The 17,741-nt window shown below is 68.7% G+C and carries 18 protein-coding genes; 10 read left to right on the forward strand and 8 right to left on the reverse strand.

What is annotated here, in order from left to right:
• The first annotated feature begins 12 nt into the window (after nucleotides 1–12).
• From ACS5PM_RS20790 to gmhB, 8 genes are all read left to right on the forward strand, one after another.
• Entirely contained in the window at nucleotides 13–2,028 is a 2,016-nt protein-coding gene (locus ACS5PM_RS20790) for a bifunctional 3-phosphoshikimate 1-carboxyvinyltransferase/cytidylate kinase (protein ID WP_439389593.1), read from the forward strand.
• 191 nt (nucleotides 2,029–2,219) lie between these two features.
• Nucleotides 2,220–3,941: a 30S ribosomal protein S1 gene (gene rpsA, locus ACS5PM_RS20795; protein WP_439389594.1), complete on the forward strand. Its 1,722-nt coding sequence runs from the start codon at nucleotides 2,220–2,222 to the stop codon at nucleotides 3,939–3,941.
• Nucleotides 3,942–4,061: 120 nt separating this feature from the next.
• Nucleotides 4,062–4,391, forward strand: a complete 330-nt coding sequence (locus tag ACS5PM_RS20800) for an integration host factor subunit beta (RefSeq protein WP_439389595.1) — start codon at nucleotides 4,062–4,064, stop codon at nucleotides 4,389–4,391.
• A gap of 97 nt (nucleotides 4,392–4,488) precedes the next feature.
• On the forward strand, nucleotides 4,489–4,797 hold the full coding sequence (locus tag ACS5PM_RS20805; protein ID WP_439389596.1) for a LapA family protein: 309 nt from the start codon (nucleotides 4,489–4,491) through the stop codon (nucleotides 4,795–4,797).
• The gene (gene lapB, locus ACS5PM_RS20810) at nucleotides 4,787–5,938 is read left to right on the forward strand and encodes a lipopolysaccharide assembly protein LapB (protein ID WP_439389597.1); all 1,152 of its coding nucleotides are present in this window, start codon (nucleotides 4,787–4,789) and stop codon (nucleotides 5,936–5,938) included. Before ACS5PM_RS20805 ends, lapB begins: the two co-directional genes overlap by 11 nt.
• Before the next feature lie 74 nt (nucleotides 5,939–6,012).
• A complete protein-coding gene (gene gmhA / locus ACS5PM_RS20815; protein WP_439389750.1) occupies nucleotides 6,013–6,519 on the forward strand; it encodes a D-sedoheptulose 7-phosphate isomerase in 507 nt (168 codons plus the stop codon).
• Nucleotides 6,516–7,460 carry a D-glycero-beta-D-manno-heptose-7-phosphate kinase gene (rfaE1, locus tag ACS5PM_RS20820; RefSeq protein WP_439389598.1) on the forward strand — a complete coding sequence of 315 codons (945 nt, stop codon included), beginning with the start codon at nucleotides 6,516–6,518 and terminating at the stop codon, nucleotides 7,458–7,460. The genes gmhA and rfaE1 overlap by 4 nt, the downstream gene beginning before the upstream one ends.
• A 5-nt stretch (nucleotides 7,461–7,465) precedes the next feature.
• Nucleotides 7,466–8,023 (forward strand): D-glycero-beta-D-manno-heptose 1,7-bisphosphate 7-phosphatase, encoded by a 558-nt coding sequence (gene gmhB, locus ACS5PM_RS20825; RefSeq protein ID WP_439389599.1) that lies wholly within the window; start codon nucleotides 7,466–7,468, stop codon nucleotides 8,021–8,023.
• Here the strand turns inward: gmhB and pseI are convergent.
• Genes pseI through ACS5PM_RS20865 form a run of 8 tightly spaced genes read right to left on the reverse strand, consistent with a single transcriptional unit; the run spans nucleotide 8,020 to nucleotide 16,679 of the window.
• Nucleotides 8,020–9,087, reverse strand: a complete 1,068-nt coding sequence (gene pseI / locus ACS5PM_RS20830; RefSeq protein ID WP_439389600.1) for a pseudaminic acid synthase — start codon at nucleotides 9,085–9,087, stop codon at nucleotides 8,020–8,022. The genes gmhB and pseI overlap by 4 nt on opposite strands.
• The gene (gene pseG / locus ACS5PM_RS20835; protein WP_439389601.1) at nucleotides 9,084–10,622 is read right to left on the reverse strand and encodes a UDP-2,4-diacetamido-2,4,6-trideoxy-beta-L-altropyranose hydrolase; all 1,539 of its coding nucleotides are present in this window, start codon (nucleotides 10,620–10,622) and stop codon (nucleotides 9,084–9,086) included. Before pseG ends, pseI begins: the two co-directional genes overlap by 4 nt.
• The gene (gene pseF, locus ACS5PM_RS20840) at nucleotides 10,619–11,299 is read right to left on the reverse strand and encodes a pseudaminic acid cytidylyltransferase (RefSeq protein WP_439389602.1); all 681 of its coding nucleotides are present in this window, start codon (nucleotides 11,297–11,299) and stop codon (nucleotides 10,619–10,621) included. The genes pseG and pseF overlap by 4 nt, the downstream gene beginning before the upstream one ends.
• Nucleotides 11,300–11,326: 27 nt before the next feature.
• Nucleotides 11,327–12,487 carry a UDP-4-amino-4,6-dideoxy-N-acetyl-beta-L-altrosamine transaminase gene (gene pseC / locus ACS5PM_RS20845; protein ID WP_439389603.1) on the reverse strand — a complete coding sequence of 387 codons (1,161 nt, stop codon included), beginning with the start codon at nucleotides 12,485–12,487 and terminating at the stop codon, nucleotides 11,327–11,329.
• Nucleotides 12,484–13,500, reverse strand: coding sequence for a UDP-N-acetylglucosamine 4,6-dehydratase (inverting) (gene pseB, locus ACS5PM_RS20850; protein WP_439389604.1), 1,017 nt, complete (start codon nucleotides 13,498–13,500; stop codon nucleotides 12,484–12,486). Before pseB ends, pseC begins: the two co-directional genes overlap by 4 nt.
• Before the next feature lie 4 nt (nucleotides 13,501–13,504).
• On the reverse strand, nucleotides 13,505–14,524 hold the full coding sequence (locus tag ACS5PM_RS20855) for a polysialyltransferase family glycosyltransferase (RefSeq protein WP_439389605.1): 1,020 nt from the start codon (nucleotides 14,522–14,524) through the stop codon (nucleotides 13,505–13,507).
• A complete protein-coding gene (locus tag ACS5PM_RS20860; protein WP_439389606.1) occupies nucleotides 14,521–15,621 on the reverse strand; it encodes a glycosyltransferase in 1,101 nt (366 codons plus the stop codon). Before ACS5PM_RS20860 ends, ACS5PM_RS20855 begins: the two co-directional genes overlap by 4 nt.
• On the reverse strand, nucleotides 15,618–16,679 hold the full coding sequence (locus ACS5PM_RS20865) for a glycosyltransferase family 9 protein (protein ID WP_439389607.1): 1,062 nt from the start codon (nucleotides 16,677–16,679) through the stop codon (nucleotides 15,618–15,620). The genes ACS5PM_RS20860 and ACS5PM_RS20865 overlap by 4 nt, the downstream gene beginning before the upstream one ends.
• 278 nt (nucleotides 16,680–16,957) lie before the next feature.
• Here ACS5PM_RS20865 and ACS5PM_RS20870 point away from each other — a divergent pair, with 278 nt between their 5' ends.
• Together ACS5PM_RS20870 and ACS5PM_RS20875 are read left to right on the forward strand one after the other, a co-directional pair.
• Entirely contained in the window at nucleotides 16,958–17,188 is a 231-nt protein-coding gene (locus tag ACS5PM_RS20870; RefSeq protein WP_439389751.1) for a hypothetical protein, read from the forward strand.
• Nucleotides 17,189–17,284: 96 nt separating this feature from the next.
• Nucleotides 17,285–17,656 carry an H-NS histone family protein gene (locus tag ACS5PM_RS20875; protein WP_439389608.1) on the forward strand — a complete coding sequence of 124 codons (372 nt, stop codon included), beginning with the start codon at nucleotides 17,285–17,287 and terminating at the stop codon, nucleotides 17,654–17,656.
• Nucleotides 17,657–17,741: the final 85 nt, after the last annotated feature.

Consider the following 17,741-nt stretch of genomic DNA (forward strand, 5'->3'; position numbering starts at 1 on the left):
CGCCGGCCACGCATGTACAGCACCGCGTTCCTCGACCTCCCCCCGTTTGTTCGTGCCAGTGGCACCGTGCGCCTGCCCGGGTCGAAGAGCATCTCGAACCGCGTGCTTTTGCTGGCGGGCCTCGCCGCCGGCACGACGGCGGTCCACGACCTGCTCGACTCCGATGACACCAGCGTCATGCTGGATGCGCTGCAGGCGCTGGGCTGTGGCCTGCGGCGCGAAGGCGCTGTCCTGCACGTCACGGGCCTGGGGGGCCGGCTGGATGCCCGCGAGGCGCAGCTCTTCCTCGGCAACGCCGGGACCGCCATGCGGCCGCTCACCGCGGCCCTGGCCGTGCTGGCGGCCACCCAGGCCGGGCGCTTCGAGCTGTCTGGCGTGGCGCGCATGCATGAACGGCCCATCGGCGACCTGGTCGATGCGCTGCGGCAACTGGGTTGCCCCGTGGCCGACCTCGGTCGGGCCGGCTATCCGCCGCTGCGCGTAGGCGACGGGGCAGTGCATGCCTTGCGCACCGACGCGCCCATCCGGGTGCGTGGAGACGTCTCGAGCCAATTCCTCACCGCCCTGTTGCTCGCCCTGCCGCTCGTGGCCACGCAGGCAGAGGTCGCGATCGAGGTCGAGGGAGAACTCATCTCCAAGCCCTACATCGACATCACGCTGCGGCTGCTGGGACGCTTCGGGATCGAAGTCCAGCGCGACGGCTACGCCCGCTTCGTCATCCCCGGCGGCGCGCAATACCGCTCGCCCGGAAGCATCCACGTCGAGGGCGATGCCTCATCGGCCTCCTACTTCGTCGCACTCGGCGCCATCGCCGGCACCGAAGCACCGGTGCGAATCGAAGGCGTGGGCCTCGACTCCATCCAGGGGGACATCCGCTTCGTGGACGCGGCCCGCGCGATGGGGGCCGAAGTCGAAGGCGGGCCCGGCTGGCTTCAGGTGCGCCGGGGCGCCTGGCCTCTTCGCGCCCTCACGCTCGACTGCAACCACATCCCCGACGCGGCCATGACGCTGGCCATGATGGCGCTTTACGCCGACGGGACCAGCCGCCTCACCGGCATCGCCAGCTGGCGCGTGAAGGAAACCGACCGAATCGACGCCATGGCCGCCGAGCTGCGCAAGCTCGGAGCCAAGGTCGTGGACGGCGCCGACTTCATCGAGATCAGCCCGCCCAGGCGCTGGCAGGCCGCCGCGATCGAGACTTACGACGATCACCGCATGGCCATGTGCGGATCGCTCGCGGCGTTCAACCCACTGGCCGGGACCGGCGGGAGCGGGTGCCCGGTGCGGATCCTGGATCCCCGCTGCGTGGCCAAGACCTTTCCCGACTATTTCGAGGCCCTGTTCGACCTCGTCGCCGCCACACCAGGCGGCGTTCCAGTGATCACTGTCGACGGGCCCACCGCGTCCGGCAAGGGCACGCTCGCCGCCGAGGTGGCGTCCAGGCTCGGCTACCACCTGCTCGATTCCGGGGCGCTGTACCGCGCCACGGCGCTGGCTGCCCAGGACGCCGGCATCTCGCTGGAGGACGAAGCCGCCCTCGCCACCCTGGCGGGCCGGCTGGAGCTGCGGTTCACCGGCCACCATGTGTTTCTCAATGGGCGCGACATCACGGACCCGCTCCGGCTCGAATCCACCGGCGGCATGGCCTCGCGGGTGTCCGTCCATCCGGGCGTGCGCCAAGCCCTGCACGGGCTGCAGCTGAGCTTTCGCCGGGTCCCGGGGCTGGTCGCCGACGGGCGGGACATGGGCACCGTCGTCTTCCCGGATGCCGACCTCAAGGTCTTCCTCACCGCCAGCGTCGAAGCGCGCGCCCAGCGACGCCATAAGCAGTTGATTTCCAAGGGAAATCCGGCTAATATCGAAGACCTTCGCGCAGACATCCAGATGCGCGACGAGCGCGACAGAAGCCGCGCCGTCGCGCCCTTGAAGCCGGCAGAAGACGCGATGCTGCTGGACAACTCCAGTCTGTCGGTCGAAGACTCGATCGATCAGGTCTTGGGCTGGTGGCAGCAACGCAAGCCGTTCTGACCTGCCGGTCGGGACGGCAAGGCCGATCCGGTTGCAAGCCGGAAAGGCGTCAGGGCCCATCGCCCTTCCCTCCAGGCTCGCCTCCTTTCCAAATGGGCCGATCGAGGGCGGTGAACTCGTCAACCTAACCCCTGCGGTGTCACGCACCGCATGCAGCCGGCGCCTTGCAAGCCGGCCCCAAGGAAACCTCAATGTCCCAAACCCAAGTCGCCGACAGCAGCGGTGGTGAATCGTTCGCCGCCATGTTCGAGGAGAGCCTGCAGCGCTCCGAAATGCGCTCCGGCGAAGTCATCACCGCCGAGGTGGTGCGCATCGAGCACAGCTTCGTGGTCGTCAATGCCGGCCTGAAGAGCGAAGCCTATGTGCCGATCGATGAGTTCAAGACGGACACGGGCGAGATCGAAGTCCAGGTCGGCGACTTCGTCTCCGTGGCCATCGACGCCGTCGAGAACGGCTACGGCGACACCATCCTCTCGCGCGACAAGGCCAAGCGCCTGGCCTCGTGGCTGGCCCTGGAAACCGCGCTGGAATCCGGCGACTTCGTCACCGGCACCGTCTCCGGCAAGGTCAAGGGCGGCCTGACCGTCCTGGTCAACGGCATCCGCGCCTTCCTGCCCGGCTCGCTGCTCGACACGCGTCCTGTCAAGGACATGTCGCCGTTCGAGGGCAAGACCATGGAGTTCAAGGTCATCAAGCTCGACCGCAAGCGCAACAACGTCGTGTTGTCGCGTCGCGCCGTGGTCGAAGCCTCGATGGGCGAAGAACGCGCCAAGCTCCTCGAGACCCTGTCCGAAGGCGCCATCGTCCACGGCGTGGTCAAGAACATCACCGAATACGGTGCGTTCGTCGACCTGGGTGGCATCGACGGCCTGCTGCACATCACCGACATGGCCTGGCGCCGCGTGCGCCACCCGAGCGAGGTGGTGCAGGTCGGCCAGGAACTGACCGCGAAGGTCCTGAAGTTCGACGCCGAGAAGAACCGCGTCTCGCTGGGCCTGAAGCAGCTGGGCGACGATCCCTGGATGGGCGTGGCCCGCCGCTACCCGACGGGCACCCGCCTGTTCGGCAAGGTCACCAACATCGCCGACTACGGTGCCTTCGTCGAGATCGAGCCGGGCATCGAAGGCCTGGTGCACGTCTCCGAGATGGACTGGACCAACAAGAACGTCGCTCCGTCCAAGGTCGTGACCCTGGGCGAAGAAGTCGAAGTCATGGTCCTGGAGATCGACGAAGACAAGCGCCGCATCAGCCTCGGCATGAAGCAGTGCAAGGCCAACCCCTGGGAAGAGTTCTCGGCCACCGTCAAGCGCGGCGACAAGGTCAAGGGCCCGATCAAGTCGATCACCGACTTCGGCGTCTTCGTGGGCCTGGCCGCCGGCATCGACGGCCTGGTGCACCTGTCGGACCTCTCCTGGCACGAGCCGGGCGAGACCGCCGTGCGCAACTACAAGAAGGGCCAGGAAGTCGAGGCCGTGGTGCTGGGCATCGATGTCGAGCGCGAGCGCATCTCGCTGGGCATCAAGCAGCTGGATGGCGACCCGTTCGCGACCTTCACCTCGGTCAATGACCGCGGCATGCTGGTCACGGGCGTCGTCAAGACGGTCGATCCGCGCGGCGCCGAAGTGCAGCTCGCCGACGACGTCCTGGGCTACCTGCGGGCCTCCGAAATCAGCCGCGACCGCGTCGAAGATGCGCGCAACGTGCTGAAGGAAGGCGACGAGGTCTCGGTGATGATCGTCAACGTCGACCGCAAGACCCGCAACATCCAGCTGTCGATCAAGGCCAAGGACCAGGCGGACCAGCAGGAAGCCATGCAGCGCCTGTCGCAGGCCAACGAGCGCGAGACGGCCGGCACGACCAGCCTGGGCGCCCTGCTGCGCGCCAAGCTGGACAACCAGAAGGACAACGGCTGATCCACCGATGCGCCGCCACCATCCGTTGATGGCGCAGCGGGCCGGCCGCGGGGTCTCCCCCAGGCCGGCCCGCGTTCGCTCGGCGGAGCGTCCGGCGTCCTGGCCGGACGGGGGGCTCCCATGACCCGCTCGGATCTCGTGGCCAAGCTGGCCGATCGCTTCGCCCAGCTGACGCAACGCGACACCGAGTTCGCGGTCAAGACGATCCTCGATGCGATGTCCGACGCGCTGGCGCGCGGGCACCGCATCGAGATCCGTGGATTCGGCAGCTTCTCGATCAACCGCCGCCCGCCACGCGTGGGACGCAACCCGCGCAGCGGCGAGCAGGTGACGATCCCCGAGAAGCTGGTGCCTCACTTCAAGCCCGGCAAGGCACTGCGCGAAGGCGTGGATGCCAGCCTGCCGGTCGCCGAGGCCCCTGCAACGAAGGAAGAGGCGCCGAGCCCCTGATCCCAGACGCTGTCCAGGCAAAGAGGGCCCCACGGGGCCCTTTTTTCATGGGCGGACGGGCCAGCGCGGACACCTCGCCTCCTTAGAATCGGTCGTGATGCGATTTCTCGTCTGGCTGTTCCGGGCCTTCATCTTTTTCTCGTTGTTCGCCTTCTCGCTGCACAACCAGCAGCCGGCCTCGGTGAACTGGGCCTTCGGCTACGCCTGGAGCGCGCCGATGGTGATCATCGTGCTGGCCGCCTTCGCGGCGGGCACCGTCTTCGGGGTCCTGGCGATGACGCCCAGCTGGTGGCGCCACCGCCGCCTGGCCCGCAGGCACGCCCCCGAGGCGGCGAACACCCAGCCCATGCCCTTGCCGCCCAAGGCCGAGGAGTCCCGGCAGCCGGCGATTCCCGATGGAGTTTGACCTTCCCTACTGGTGGCTGCTGGCCGTGCCGGTGGCGTTCGCCTTCGGCTGGCTGGCCTCGCGGCTGGACCTGCGGCAGCTCAGGCGCGAGAACCGCGAATCGCCCAAGGCGTATTTCAAGGGCCTGAACCTGCTGCTCAACGAGCAGCAGGACAAGGCGATCGATGCCTTCATCGAGGCCGTGCAGCACGATCCCGAGACCTCCGAGCTGCACTTCGCCCTGGGCAATCTCTTCCGACGACGCGGCGAGTTCGAGCGGGCCGTCCGCGTCCACCAGCACCTGCTCGGTCGGGCCGATCTGGCCAGCAGCGAGCGTGATCGCGCCCAGCATGCGTTGGCGCAAGATTTCATGAAGGCGGGCCTGTTCGACCGCGCCGAGCAGGCCTATCGGGCGCTGCAGGGCACCGCCTTCGAGACCGAAGCCCGACTGGCCTTGCTGAACCTCTACGAGCGTTCGCGCGACTGGTCTGCCGCCGCCGAGACAGCCGCCGCGCTGGAGCGCAGCGGCACCGGATCCTTCGGCACCCGCATCGGCCACCACTGGTGCGAACTGGCCCAGGAGGCCGACGCCAAGGGCCAGACACAAGCCGCCGATGCCGCGCTCGCCAAGGCCCGTGCCGTTGCACCGCATGCACCGAGGCCCTTGCTGCTGATGGGCCAGCGGCTGGCCAAGGCCGGCCGCCACACCGAGGCGTTAGGCGCCTGGGACGACCTGAGGTTGAGAGACCTGCCCGCCTTCGCCCTGATCGCCAGCGACTACGCGGCCAGTGCCCGGGCTGCGGGTCACGCCGAAGTGGCTGGTCAGCACCTGCGCGCGGCCTACGAGCACGCGCCGGGTCTCGACCTGCTTCGCGCGCTGGCCCGCCTGGACGGCCACGAGCTGGCGGCCGAGCCCGGCTTGCTGCCCCACCTTCGCCAGCAGCCCACCCTGAGCGCGGCCCAGGCCGTGCTCTCGCGGCCCGTCGAGCAATGGAATTCCGAGGCGGCAGAGGCGGTGGGCGAGGCGATTGCCCGTGCCGCCAAGCCTCAGCAACGGTATCGATGCGCGGCCTGCGGTTTCGAGGCGCAGCGCTATTTCTGGCAATGCCCCGGCTGCCTGAGCTGGGACAGCTTCCCGCCGCGCCGCGTGGAGGAACTGTGAACACCACCGCCCCACCCAGTCTCTTTTCCGCCAACCTCGCCGAGCACCTTCAGCTCTTCCAGCAGCTCGGCTGCATAGAGGCGGACGTGTTGCGGGCCGGCACCCTCATCGCCGACACCCTGCGGGCCCACGGCAAGCTTCTCGCCTGCGGCAACGGCGGCTCGGCCGCGGATGCCCAGCACATCGCCTCCGAGCTCACCGGCCGCTTCATCCACGAGCGAAAACCGCTGGCCGGCATCGCCCTGACCACGGACACTTCGGCCCTGACCTGCATCGGCAACGACTACAGCTTCGAAGACATCTTCTCGCGCCAGCTGCTGGCCTTGGGTCGACCCGGTGATGCCCTGCTCGCCATCTCGACCTCGGGCCACTCGGCCAACGTCGTGAAGGCCGCCGAGGTCGCTCGCGATGCAGGCATCCGCGTCGTGGGGCTGCTCGGCCGCGACGGGGGCCGCCTGAAGGGTCTGTCGGATGTGGCGATCGTCGTGCCCAGCCGGGTCACTGCCCGCATCCAGGAAACCCACCTGCTGGTGATCCACACGCTTTGCGGGCTGATCGAGCAGCAGCTCGGACTGGCATGAACGCCCGCGTGGCCCTGCCCTCGCGCGAGCGGCTGGCGGCGTGTCGCGTGCTGGTCGTCGGCGACGTGATGCTGGACCGCTACTGGTTCGGCGCCGTCGACCGCATCTCGCCCGAGGCCCCGGTGCCCGTGGTGCGCGTCACTCGCGAGGAAGACCGCCTGGGGGGCGCCGCCAACGTGGCGGTCAACGCGCAGTCGCTCGGCTCTGCGGCCACCTTGCTGACGGTGGTCGGCGACGACGAACCCGCACGGAAGCTGGAACAACTGCTCGCCGAGCACCGCATCCGCAGCGCCATCGGCCAAGACCCACAGCTCAAGACCATCGTCAAGCTGCGCGTGATCGGCCGGTCGCAGCAGCTCATCCGGGTCGATTTCGAGAACTCGCCCGATCACGAGGTGCTGGCGCAGATGCTGAGCTCGTTCGAGGCCGAGCTGCCACGGCACGATGCCATCGTCTTCTCCGACTATGGCAAGGGCGGCCTGGCCCACATCCCGCGGATGATCGAACTCGCCCGGGCGGCCGGCAAGCCGGTCCTGGTCGATCCCAAGGGCCACGATTACCAGCGATACGCCGGCTCGACCCTGCTGACGCCCAATCGCGGCGAACTCGCCCAGATCACCGGGCCCTGGCGCGACGAGACGCAGCTGGCCGCGAAGGCGCAATCGATGCGCAGCGATCTCCATCTCGAAGCTCTGCTCCTGACGCGCTCCGAGGAGGGCATGACGCTGTTCGACGATGCCGGCGCCGCCCACGTGCCGGCCGAAGCCCGCGAGGTGTTCGACGTGACCGGCGCTGGAGACACGGTCATCGCGACGCTGGCGGCGTTGGTCGGCAGCGGTGTCAGCTTGCGCGATGCGGTGCCCTGGGCCAACCACGCCGCCAGCCTGGTGGTCGGCAAGTTCGGCACCGCCAGCATCAGCTACGACGAGCTGACCGCCTGACCGAGATGCCACGTCGCGCTGCCTTTCTCGACCGCGATGGCGTCATCAATCGCGACATCGGCTATCTGCACCGGTGGGAGGATTTCGAGTTCCTGCCTGGGGCGCTGGACGCCATGCGGCGGTTGCACGAAGCGGGCTATGCCTTGGTCATCGTGACCAACCAGTCGGGCATTGCAAGGGGGTACTACACCGAGGATGACTACCAGGCGTTGACGCGGGAGATGCGGAGGGCGATGGAGCGAGCCGGCTGTCCTCCTGCGGGCATCTTCCACTGCCCCCACCATCCCGGCGGCAGCGTGGGCGCCTATGCCATCGCATGCGAATGCCGCAAGCCGCAGCCCGGCATGCTGCTGCGAGCTGCGCGGGACCTGAACCTCGACCTGGCCGCTTCGCTGATCGTCGGCGACAAGCTCGCCGACGCGCAAGCCGGCCGCAGCGCCGGCGTCGGGCGCGTCTACCTCGTCCGCTCCGGGCACGAACTCGAGGACGGCGCGGAAGTCGCGTCCGACGGCACCTTCGATGACCTGGCCGGCTGCGTCCACCAGGTGCTGAGTCGCCCTTAGTCGAGCAGGTCCCAGGACAAAGGCGTGCCTCTCTTGACGGCGTGCCGCACGTGCCGGCCGATCACCGCCTCCTGATGCTTCGGCGGCAGGCCAAAGCCGGGCCGGATTGCGCGCACCGCGTCCGCGGTCAGGACCTCGCCGGCGGCGAGATCGCGCACGACGTAGAGCGAACGGCGGAAGGCAAGCGACTTCTTCTCCTGCGCGGACTGGACTCCATAGCTCACCTGACCCAGCCCTTGCCACGCGCGCTCCGTCTCGACGACGAGCGCGGCCATCTCGGCCGGCTCGAGCGAGAAGCTCGAATCGACGCCGCCGTCGGCGCGTGCCAGCGTGAAATGCTTCTCCACCACCGTCGCCCCGAGCGCCACCGCCGCCACGGCCACGCCCACGCCCATCGTGTGGTCCGACAGGCCGACCTGGCAGCCGAACAGTTCCCGCATGTGGGGGATCGTGGCGACGTTGGTGCACTCGGGCGACGCGGGGTAGGTGCTGGTGCACTTGAGCAGCACGAAATCCTCGCAGCCGGCCCCGCGGATCGCCTCCACCGTCTCGGCCAGCTCGCCCACCGAAGCCATGCCGGTGGACACGATCATCGGCTTGCCTGTCTTGGCCACGCGGCGGATCAGCGGGAGGTCGGTGTTCTCGAACGACGCGATCTTGTAGCAGGGCACGCCCAGCGTCTCCAGGAAATCGACGGCGCTCTCGTCGAAGGGCGTGCTGAAGGCGAGCATGCCGCGCTGCCGGGCGCGCTCGAAGATCGGCTGGTGCCATTCCCACGGGGTGTGCGCCTCGTCGTAGAGCTTGTGCAGCGACTTGCCCTTCCAGAGGCTGCCCTGATCGGTGATGCGGAAGGCGTCGTCATCCACGTCCAGCGTCATCGTGTCGGCGGTGTAGGTCTGGATCTTCAGCGCATGCGCGCCCGCATTGGCGGCGGCGTCCACGATCGACAGTGCGCGCTCCAGCGACTGGTTGTGGTTGCCGGACATCTCGGCAATGACGAACGGGCGGTGCCCGGGGCCGACGACACGGTCGCCGATCCGGAGGGTGGCTTGGCTGCGGTTCATGGGTTCAGGCCCTTCTCGAAATGCTGCGAGCAGGCGGCATAGCCGTCCTGCTCGAAAAGATGGATGGACGCGCGGTTGCCGGAAAGAACCTCGGCCACCAGCGTTCGCACCTCGGGCCGCTCGCGGCGCAACCACGCCTCGGCGGCGCAGAGCAATTCGGGCCCCAGGCCGTGGCCCTCGCGGCCCGGTGCGAGATAGAGAGAGACCTCGGCACGCCGGCCGTCGGCGTCCAGGTCGTAACGCAATACCCCGACCGGCTCCTCGCCCAGGCAGCCGACGAGCAGCTCCCGGCGCCGATCCGCGAGCACCGAGTCGTACCAGCGCTGATGATCGACCCAGGCGATGGGCGTTGTGGAGCGCGATACGCGGCGCACGCTTTCCGCGTTGCGGCCCGAATGTACGAAGGCACTGTCGGCTGCCGTGGCCCGTCGCACGGTGAGTGCCGGGCGACACAAGTGCTGTGCGACGCGCCGCGCGCCAAGGCCGTCGACGAGCGCAACGCCGGCAGAGCCCACCCGCGCACGGCGCACAGGATCGAACCACAGGGCCTCGATCGGGATGCGCCAGGCGGCCACGCTGGCTTCGTCACGCAGCTGGGGGGCGCACAACAGGCCGGCGCGCGCGGCCGTGGCCACCTGCTCGACCTGGTTGTCGGCCTGAGCCACCGCGAGTGTCGGCAAGCCGAGCGCACACCGTTCCCAAGTGGCGCCACCGCCCGCGCCGACCGCCACATCGGCCCGCGCCATCAGCTCGGCCATGCGGTCGGTCTGCACATGGCAGGTCCATCCCTCGCGCCCGCGACAAAAGGCACTCAAGGCTTCGCGAGCCGGATGCAACGCGCCGATCACTGCATCGACGGCGAACGGCGCGATGCCGGATCGACGCAATTCGTCGAGCGCTTCGAGCACGCGGCCCGTCGCGTTGCGGGCGTCGAAACCGCCGAAGAAGACCAGCACCCGCTTCACCTCGTCGCCCCGCGGTGCCATGGCCTGGCGTGCTGCTGCGAACTCCGGTCGAAGCAACGCGAAGCGCGGGCCCAGCAACTGACGGGTGCCGGGGGGCACCAGGCCGACGTAGCGGTGCGCCATGTCGTCGTAGAGGTTCGGATCGAGCAGCAGGTCGACGTCGTGGGTCCGGTCCGCGAGGTCGTCGATCGCCAGCAGTCGCAGTGCGTTCGCGCGCAATCGGCGCTCCCAGCGTGCATCGAGCGCGTAGTGGTCCACCACCAATGCATCCCATCGCTCGTCCCCGAGCACTCGCGCCGTCTCCGCCGCGTCGGTCTGCCAGTCGGTGCCGAGCCAATGCGCATGACCGGGGTCGCCCGCCTCGGCCGAGCACGTCTTCGAGGCCGGCCCCAGATCCGCCCATGGCCACCCTTGGCTGGCCAGCCACTCGCCCCAAGCGGGCGGGAGGGCGCGGCACAGGAACAGGACCTCTGCACCCCGCTGCCGCAGCGCATCCGCCAGCGTCGCGCATCGCACCAGGTGGCCCGAGCCGATGCGCTCGCTCGCGTCGACGCGAAACGCGACCTTCATCCTTCGGCCTGCAGCACCTGGAACATCAACTCGGCCCGGCGCCAGTCCTCTTCGGTGTCGATGTCCTGCACGCGGTGGCGCGGCAACGGCACGGCGACGGCTGCGTTCGAATACAGCGGCACACCTGCGAGGAACGCTTCGGCCCGGCCCCAGTAGAACTGGCCGGCGTCATGCCAGGCATGCTCCAGATCCTGCGAGCGGGTCGCCATGTGCTCAGGCCACATCATGCCGACGCGGCCGTCGGCACCGAGCCGCAGCGCCCGCTGGATGGGGAAGGCGAAGCTCGTCACGCTGAAGGCGAAGTCGGCGCCGCTCGTGTCCAGCGATGCCAGTCCGGCAGCGAGGTCCGCCGCGCGCACGAATGGTGCGGTGGCATAAAGGCAGCACACCTGTTCGGGACTGGAGCGCCAGGCGGCCACCGCTTCGATCGCCTGCTTGACGACCGCCTGGGTGCCGGTGTGGTCGTCGGCGAGTGCTTTCGGACGCAGGAAGGGAACGTCCGCACCCTGGGCTCGCGCGACAGAGGCGATCTCCTCGTCGTCGGTCGAGACCAGCACCACGTCGAACAAGCCGCTGTCGCGCGCCGCCTGGATCGAGTGGGCGATGATCGGCCGGCCCGCGAACTCGCGCAGGTTCTTGCGCGGGATGCGCTTGCTGCCGCCTCGGGCGGGTATCACGGCCAACCGCTTCATCGCGCAAGGACCTCAGGCAGCCAGCGCCGCACGCACCGCGGCGACCACCTCGTCCTGGGCGGCTTCGCTCAGCAGCGGGAACATAGGCAGGCTGATGGCATCCGCGTAGTGCGCCTCGGCCTGCGGGAAGTCCCCGCGCCGGAAACCCAGCGCGCGGTAGTAAGGCTGCCAATGCACCGGGATGTAGTGCACGTTGACGCCGATGCCGGCCGCGCGGAGCCGGTCGAAGACCACGCGTCGGGGGGGCGCACCGGCGGCCTCGTCGACGCGGATCACGTACAGGTGCCAGGCCGAGCGCGTGTCCTGCCGCCGGCCCGGCCGCTTCAACGGCAGGCCGGCCAGCAGCTCGTCGTAGCGCTGCACGAGCTCGATCCGCCGCTCGACATACTCCTGCAGCCGGTCGAGCTGGCTGCGGCCCAGCGCCGCATGAAGGTCGGTCAGCCGGTAGTTGTAGCCGAGCTCGACTTGCTCGTACCACCAAGGCCCTTCGGATTCGCCATGCATCTGCGCCGCATCGCGCGTGATGCCGTGGGTGCGCAGTCGCTGCAGCGACTGGGCGAGGGAATCGTCCTGAGTCAATGCGGCACCGCCCTCGGCGGTGGTCACGATCTTGACGGGGTGGAAGCTCAGCACGGTGATGTCGCTGTAGCGGCAGTTGCCCACCGGCTCACCACGATAGCGACCGCCCACCGCGTGCGAAGCATCCTCGATGATGCGAAAGCCGTAGCGCTGCCCCAAGGCGTGGATGGCCGCCATGTCGCAGCTGTGGCCGGCGAAGTGCACAGGAACGACGACCTTGGGCAGGCGCCCGGCAGCGGCAGCTTGTTGGAGCTTCTCCTGCAGGGCCTCGGCGCTCATGTTGCCGGTCTCAGGCTCCACGTCGACGAAATCGACCTCGGCACCGCAATAGCGGCCACAGTTGGCGGAGGCGACAAAGGTGTTGGGCGACGTCCACAGCAGGTCTGCCGGCCCCAGGCCCAAGGCCATGCAGGCTATGTGCAGCGCCGAGGTGGCGCTGTTCACCGCGACGGCGTGTTTCGCACCACAGGCTTCGGCCAGCGCGGCCTCGAAGCGCGGAACCTCCGGGCCTTGCGTCAGGAAGTCGGAACGCAGCACTACGCTGACCGCGGCGATGTCGGCCTCGGTCACATCCTGCCGGCCATACGGGATCATGCACCCGCCTCCACGTTCATGGCCCGGATGCCCTCGACATCAAGGAAGTGCGCGTTGTTGCCCGAGTTGTATTCGAAGCCCATGGGCACCGGCGTGCCGGTCTCGCCGAGCCTGTTCGTGCTGTAGTCGATCTCGGCATCGTGAAAGCGGATGCTCGGACCGATGACGTAGTGGTCGGCGAACGCCAGCGTGAGGTGCGAGTCGTCGGCCGGGCACATGATCTCGTGCAGCTTCTCTCCGGGGCGGATCCCGATGACCCGGGTCGGGAGCTCGGGCGCGATCGCATGAGCCAGGTCGGTGATGCGGATCGAAGGGATGCGTGGGACGTAGATCTCGCCGCCGTGCATCCGGTGGAAGCATTTCAGCACCAGGTCCACCCCGCCCTGGAGCGTGATCCAGAAGCGGGTCATGTCAGGGTGCGTGATGGGCAGCTCCTTTGCGCCATCGGCCACCAGCTTGCGGAAGAACGGCACGACCGAGCCGCGCGAGCCGACCACGTTGCCATAGCGCACGACGGAAAAGCGCGTGCGCCTGTCCCCCACCATGTTGTTGGCGGCGACGAAGAGCTTGTCCGACGCGAGCTTGGTCGCGCCATACAGGTTGATCGGATTGGCTGCCTTGTCGGTCGACAGCGCGATGACCTTGTCGACGTTGTTCTCCAGTGCCGCGAGGATCACGTTCTCGGCGCCGTGCACGTTCGTCTTGATGCATTCCATCGGGTTGTACTCGGCTGCAGGCACCTGCTTCAGCGCGGCGGCGTGGATCACGACGTCTATGCCTCGCATCGCCTGCTTCATGCGCTCGGCGTCGCGCACATCGCCGAGGAACCACCTCATCTCCGGGGCGGTGAACTCCTGCTGCATCTCGAACTGCTTGAGCTCGTCGCGCGAATAGACGACGACGCGCTTGGGCCGATGGTGAGCGAGGATGGTGCGTACGTACTGCTTGCCGAACGAGCCGGTGCCGCCGGTGATGAGGATGGACTTGCCGTTCAGGCTGAACTGGTCGGTCATGGCTTCAATGGAGTTCGATGTCGAGCTGGCGCATCAGCGAAAGCGCATTGTCGCGCGCGTCAAGGGTCTTGAAGCGAACCTGCTCCACGCCGAAGGCGGCGATACGCGTGCCGGCGCCGCAGATCTGGCGCGCGGTGTACAGCGCCGTGGAGCAGCAGCCCACGACGACTGAGTAGGGCTCGCGGGCAAGATAGGCCTCGAGCGGCTCGTCGATGGACAGCGACTGATAGCGCGGACGCCTCAGCCCCCCCATCCCCGATTCACGCGGATGGGCCTTGTAATGCACCTCTGACAAGCCCATCCCGGCCAGCCACTCGTCGACACGCTCGGCCACGATGGCCCGCTCCGCCTCGCTCAGCAGCCCCACCGCCACCAGCGGCTGCCCCACCACGAGCGCGCGCCGCGGCGCGGCGCGGCCGGGGGCGCCCTGCACCAACGGAGCCAGCCGTATGGCCTTGGCCGGGTCGTAGGGATGCGGAAACGCGTCGAGCACGTAGACGCGGTCGACAAAGGGCGCATCGGCGCCGATGCGATCGCCGCCGAATGGCGTGTAGCGCAGCAGCGGGCTGGCCAGGCGGCGCAGGCCACGCACATGTTGAGCGAGTCGCTTGACGAAGCTCAGCGGATGGCGTTGCAGGTTCAGCAAGCCGTCGGGGAGGATACGCGCGCGCCAGCGCGCCGCGCCGGTCAACCGCGGCAAGGCATGGAGAAAGTAGTTGATCGCCTCGGTGTCGTAGACCGGGCTGTGCAGGTGCAGCGAGTCCGCAGGACCAACGGCCCGTGCCACCTCGGACAGGTTGGCCAAGGTCCGCCGAAGGCGGCCGAACGCGCCGGGCAGCGGATCGAAGCGTGGCCACGGCATGAGAACCACCGCGTCCCAGTCTTCCCGCCGGATCATGTTCACCAGGCTCGGGCGATAGCACACCAATACCTGCCGCGCACCTGCCTCATGGTCCAGTGCGACTCGCCTCGCGGCCAGGTAGTGCAATGGCGACGCAACGAAGTAGACGGCCGCGTGGATCATCGCCGTCGCTCCAGCAACTCACGGTAGACGGCCAGGTTGCCCTCGACCATCGCGTCGATCGAGAAATGCCGCTCCACCCACTCGCGCCCGGCTGCACCCATGCGCGCACGCAGCACAGGGGAGTCGAGAAGCCTGTTCAGTGCCGTGGCCAGCCCGACCGCATCCCCCGGTTCGACCAGCTCTCCGTTGAGGCCCGGCTGAACGATCTCCGGTATGCCACCGGCCCGCCCGCCGACGATGGGCACGCCGCAGGCCGCGGCCTGCAGCAGCGCCACGCCCAGGCCCTCCATGAACGCCGGGTGGGCCAGGAGATCGAGCCCGGGCAGCAGGCGGTCGAGGTCGTCCCGGAAGCCCGTCAGCTGGACCCGCTCCCGCAGCGCAGGCTCGGCATCGATTCGAGCCCGCACCGACTCCACCAGCGGCCCCTGGCCGAACAGCAGCACGCGTGCCGACGGGTGCCTGGCGAACACCTCCGGCAGCGCATCCAGCAGGGTCGCGTGCCCCTTGCGTTCGATGAACTGGGCGGCCATGCCGATCACCAGGGCATCGGGCCGCAGGCCGAAGGCCTGAGCCAGCGCGGAGCGCGCCTCCTCGCGAGCCGGCCGGTACTGGGTCGTGTCGACCGCGCTCGGCACGCAACTGAGGCGGGCGGGCGGCACGCCTTCGGCGAGCAGCACGTCCCTGATGCCCTGCGAGATGGTGACGACGTGGCCGGGCAGCCGGTACTTCAGCGCCGCCCACCAGCGGGGCTCGGGGTTGTCCACGCGGCGGCTCAGCACGACCGGCACGCCATGCAGGCGGCCTGCGATCGCGCCCCAGGTGTCGCAGCCGCGCCGGCTGTGAAGATGCAACAGGTCCGGCTGAACGGTGCGGAGCAAGCGCTTGAGCCTCGGCACAAGGCCGACATCGGCGTCGCCCCGCATGGCAATCTCGTGCACCGGCAGTCGCAACTCGCGCACGGCCGAGGCGATGGCACTGTCGCGTGGGCAGGCCAGCGCCACGTCGACCCCTCGGGCGGCCAGTCCTCGCATCAGGAAGACGACCTGCAGGGCGCCGCCGTACAGGTGCATCCCGGCTTCGACGTGCAGGACTTTCATCTGCCGCCGGCGGCCGGGATCAGCCGACGCGCGGCCGCCATGACCAGATCCACCGTCCAATGACGCATGCAGTGATAGGCGCCACCGCAGGTCGGATGGCGCCTGCACGGCGAGCAATCCAGCGCCTGGTACAGGACGGCGGTGCGCGGGGACAAGGCGTCCAGGTAGGGGCGCGTGGAGCCGAAGAGAGCGACGGTCGGGACGTTCAGCGCCGTGCCCATGTGGGTCAAGCCGGTATCCACGCCCACGAGCAGGCAGGCATCCGCGATCGCCGCCACCGTCTCGTCCAGCTTGAGCCGGCCCGCCAGATTGACGATCGAAGGGTTCCCCGCCGCGATGCGCTCCGAGGCCTCGCGGTCGCCCGGCCCGCCCAGAAGCACGGGGATCAAGCCCTCCGCCCGAACGGCGCCCGCCAGGCCGGACCACCGGTCCTCGAACCAATGCTTCTGGGGCCGGGTGGTGAAAGGGGCCAGGACGACGTACCGGCCTGCCGGCGCGGCGGGAATGCCCGCCTCGGCCAGGGCGGCGCGGGCGACCTGGCGCGGCGCGTCCCCCACCGCAAGGGCCAGCCTGAAGCTGCCGGCGGGTGCGCCGAGGTAGTCCGCCAGGTCGCGGTACTCGTGACTCATCCGCGGGTCATCGCCCGGCGGCGCGCCGACACGCTCGGTCATCAGCCATTGGCTGCCTTCGCGCGACAGCAGGCCCACCCTTCGCGGTGCGCCCGTCATCCACGCCAGCAGTCCGCTCTTCAGCAGCCCCTGGGCGTCGAGCACGAGGTCGAAGCGGCGTCCCCGCAAGTCGGCACGAAAGCGCCGGATGGCACTCCACAACGAGGCCAGTCGCCTTTCACGCCAAAGACGCTGCCACTCGGCACGCGGCCAGGTGATGACCTCGTTCAGGTCCGGATGGTGGCGCAGCAAGGGCACCGTGGCCGGCTCGGTCAGCCAGTCGATCCGTGCCTGCGGCCACGCCGCGCGCAACGCCGGGATGAGCCCGGAGGCCATCACCACGTCGCCGATGGCGCTCAGGCGCACGACGAGGATGCGCTGCGGGCTCACGCGACCGCAGACCTCTGCACTTCGCAGGGCGAAACATGGTCAGCGGTCGTCTTGGACGGGCGGCGAGACATCGGCATGAGGTGGGGCAAACGGCGCATTATCTGCGCCCGATTCGTGGCCTTCGAGGGAAGGTGACACCTGGCCCAGCTCGGACTTGCCCGATCGGCGATAATGTCGCGTTGGCGGAGCCAACGCATCCCCCTCGGCGAATTCAAGACGATTCGAGGGAATGCGACACCCGCTCGTCGTTTTGATTCTGTCAGTCAAAGGAGCTTACCCTGGCCAAGGATGACCCCAAGACCTCCATCGACGCAGGAGGTTTGCGTTACCGCTCGAAAGTGGCGGGTTCGCCCTTTTCCGCGACAGGCGCCTTCGGCGCCGCCACCATGTCGTGTTTTCTCTGTGGCAAGCACCGCCCGCGCGCTCAGCTGAAGTCCCGCAAGCTGCTGGGCAAGGCACAGGCAGTGTGTTCGCCATCCTGCAAGGAATTGGACGCCACCCAGTCCTGATCCAAGGCCCGCGGCCGCCACCCCTGGCGGCCGCGGTCGTTTCGGGCCCTATGATCGTGCCAGGGGCTCCGCCATCGCGCCCTGCACTGGCCACCGATGCCTGACCAAGATCCCTCATCGAACGCACCCGAGGTTCCGGATGCCAACGAAATCTGGGCCGATTCGTCTGCCAGGCCTGCCGCATTGAGCAAGCGCGAGCGTGCGGCCGTATTGGCCCGAATCGAGGCCCTGATGGAATTCTGGGGCATCACGGTAGATGACCTCACGGCCCCGACGCCCGAGCCTGAGATACCTTCTCCACCGCTCGGTCCCTTGCCGGTCAAATACCGTCACCCCGTGTCGGGCGAAACCTGGGACGGACAGGGCGCGCACCCCGATTGGCTGCGCCACGCGCTGCTGAAGGAAGGGCTTCGTGTCGATGAACTCCGGCCCGCGGCCGGGCCCCCGGCCGGCACCGACGCCGCCTGACCGATCGCCTGGCGGCACATCACCTGACGCAAAGATTGCACGCCACGGGCCGCGACCCCCACAATCGACTTCCCTACCCCATGGC

Origin of the sequence: Ideonella flava (assembly GCF_051857595.1) — a bacterium.
In the GTDB taxonomy this organism is placed as follows: Bacteria; Pseudomonadota; Gammaproteobacteria; order Burkholderiales; family Burkholderiaceae_C; genus Ideonella.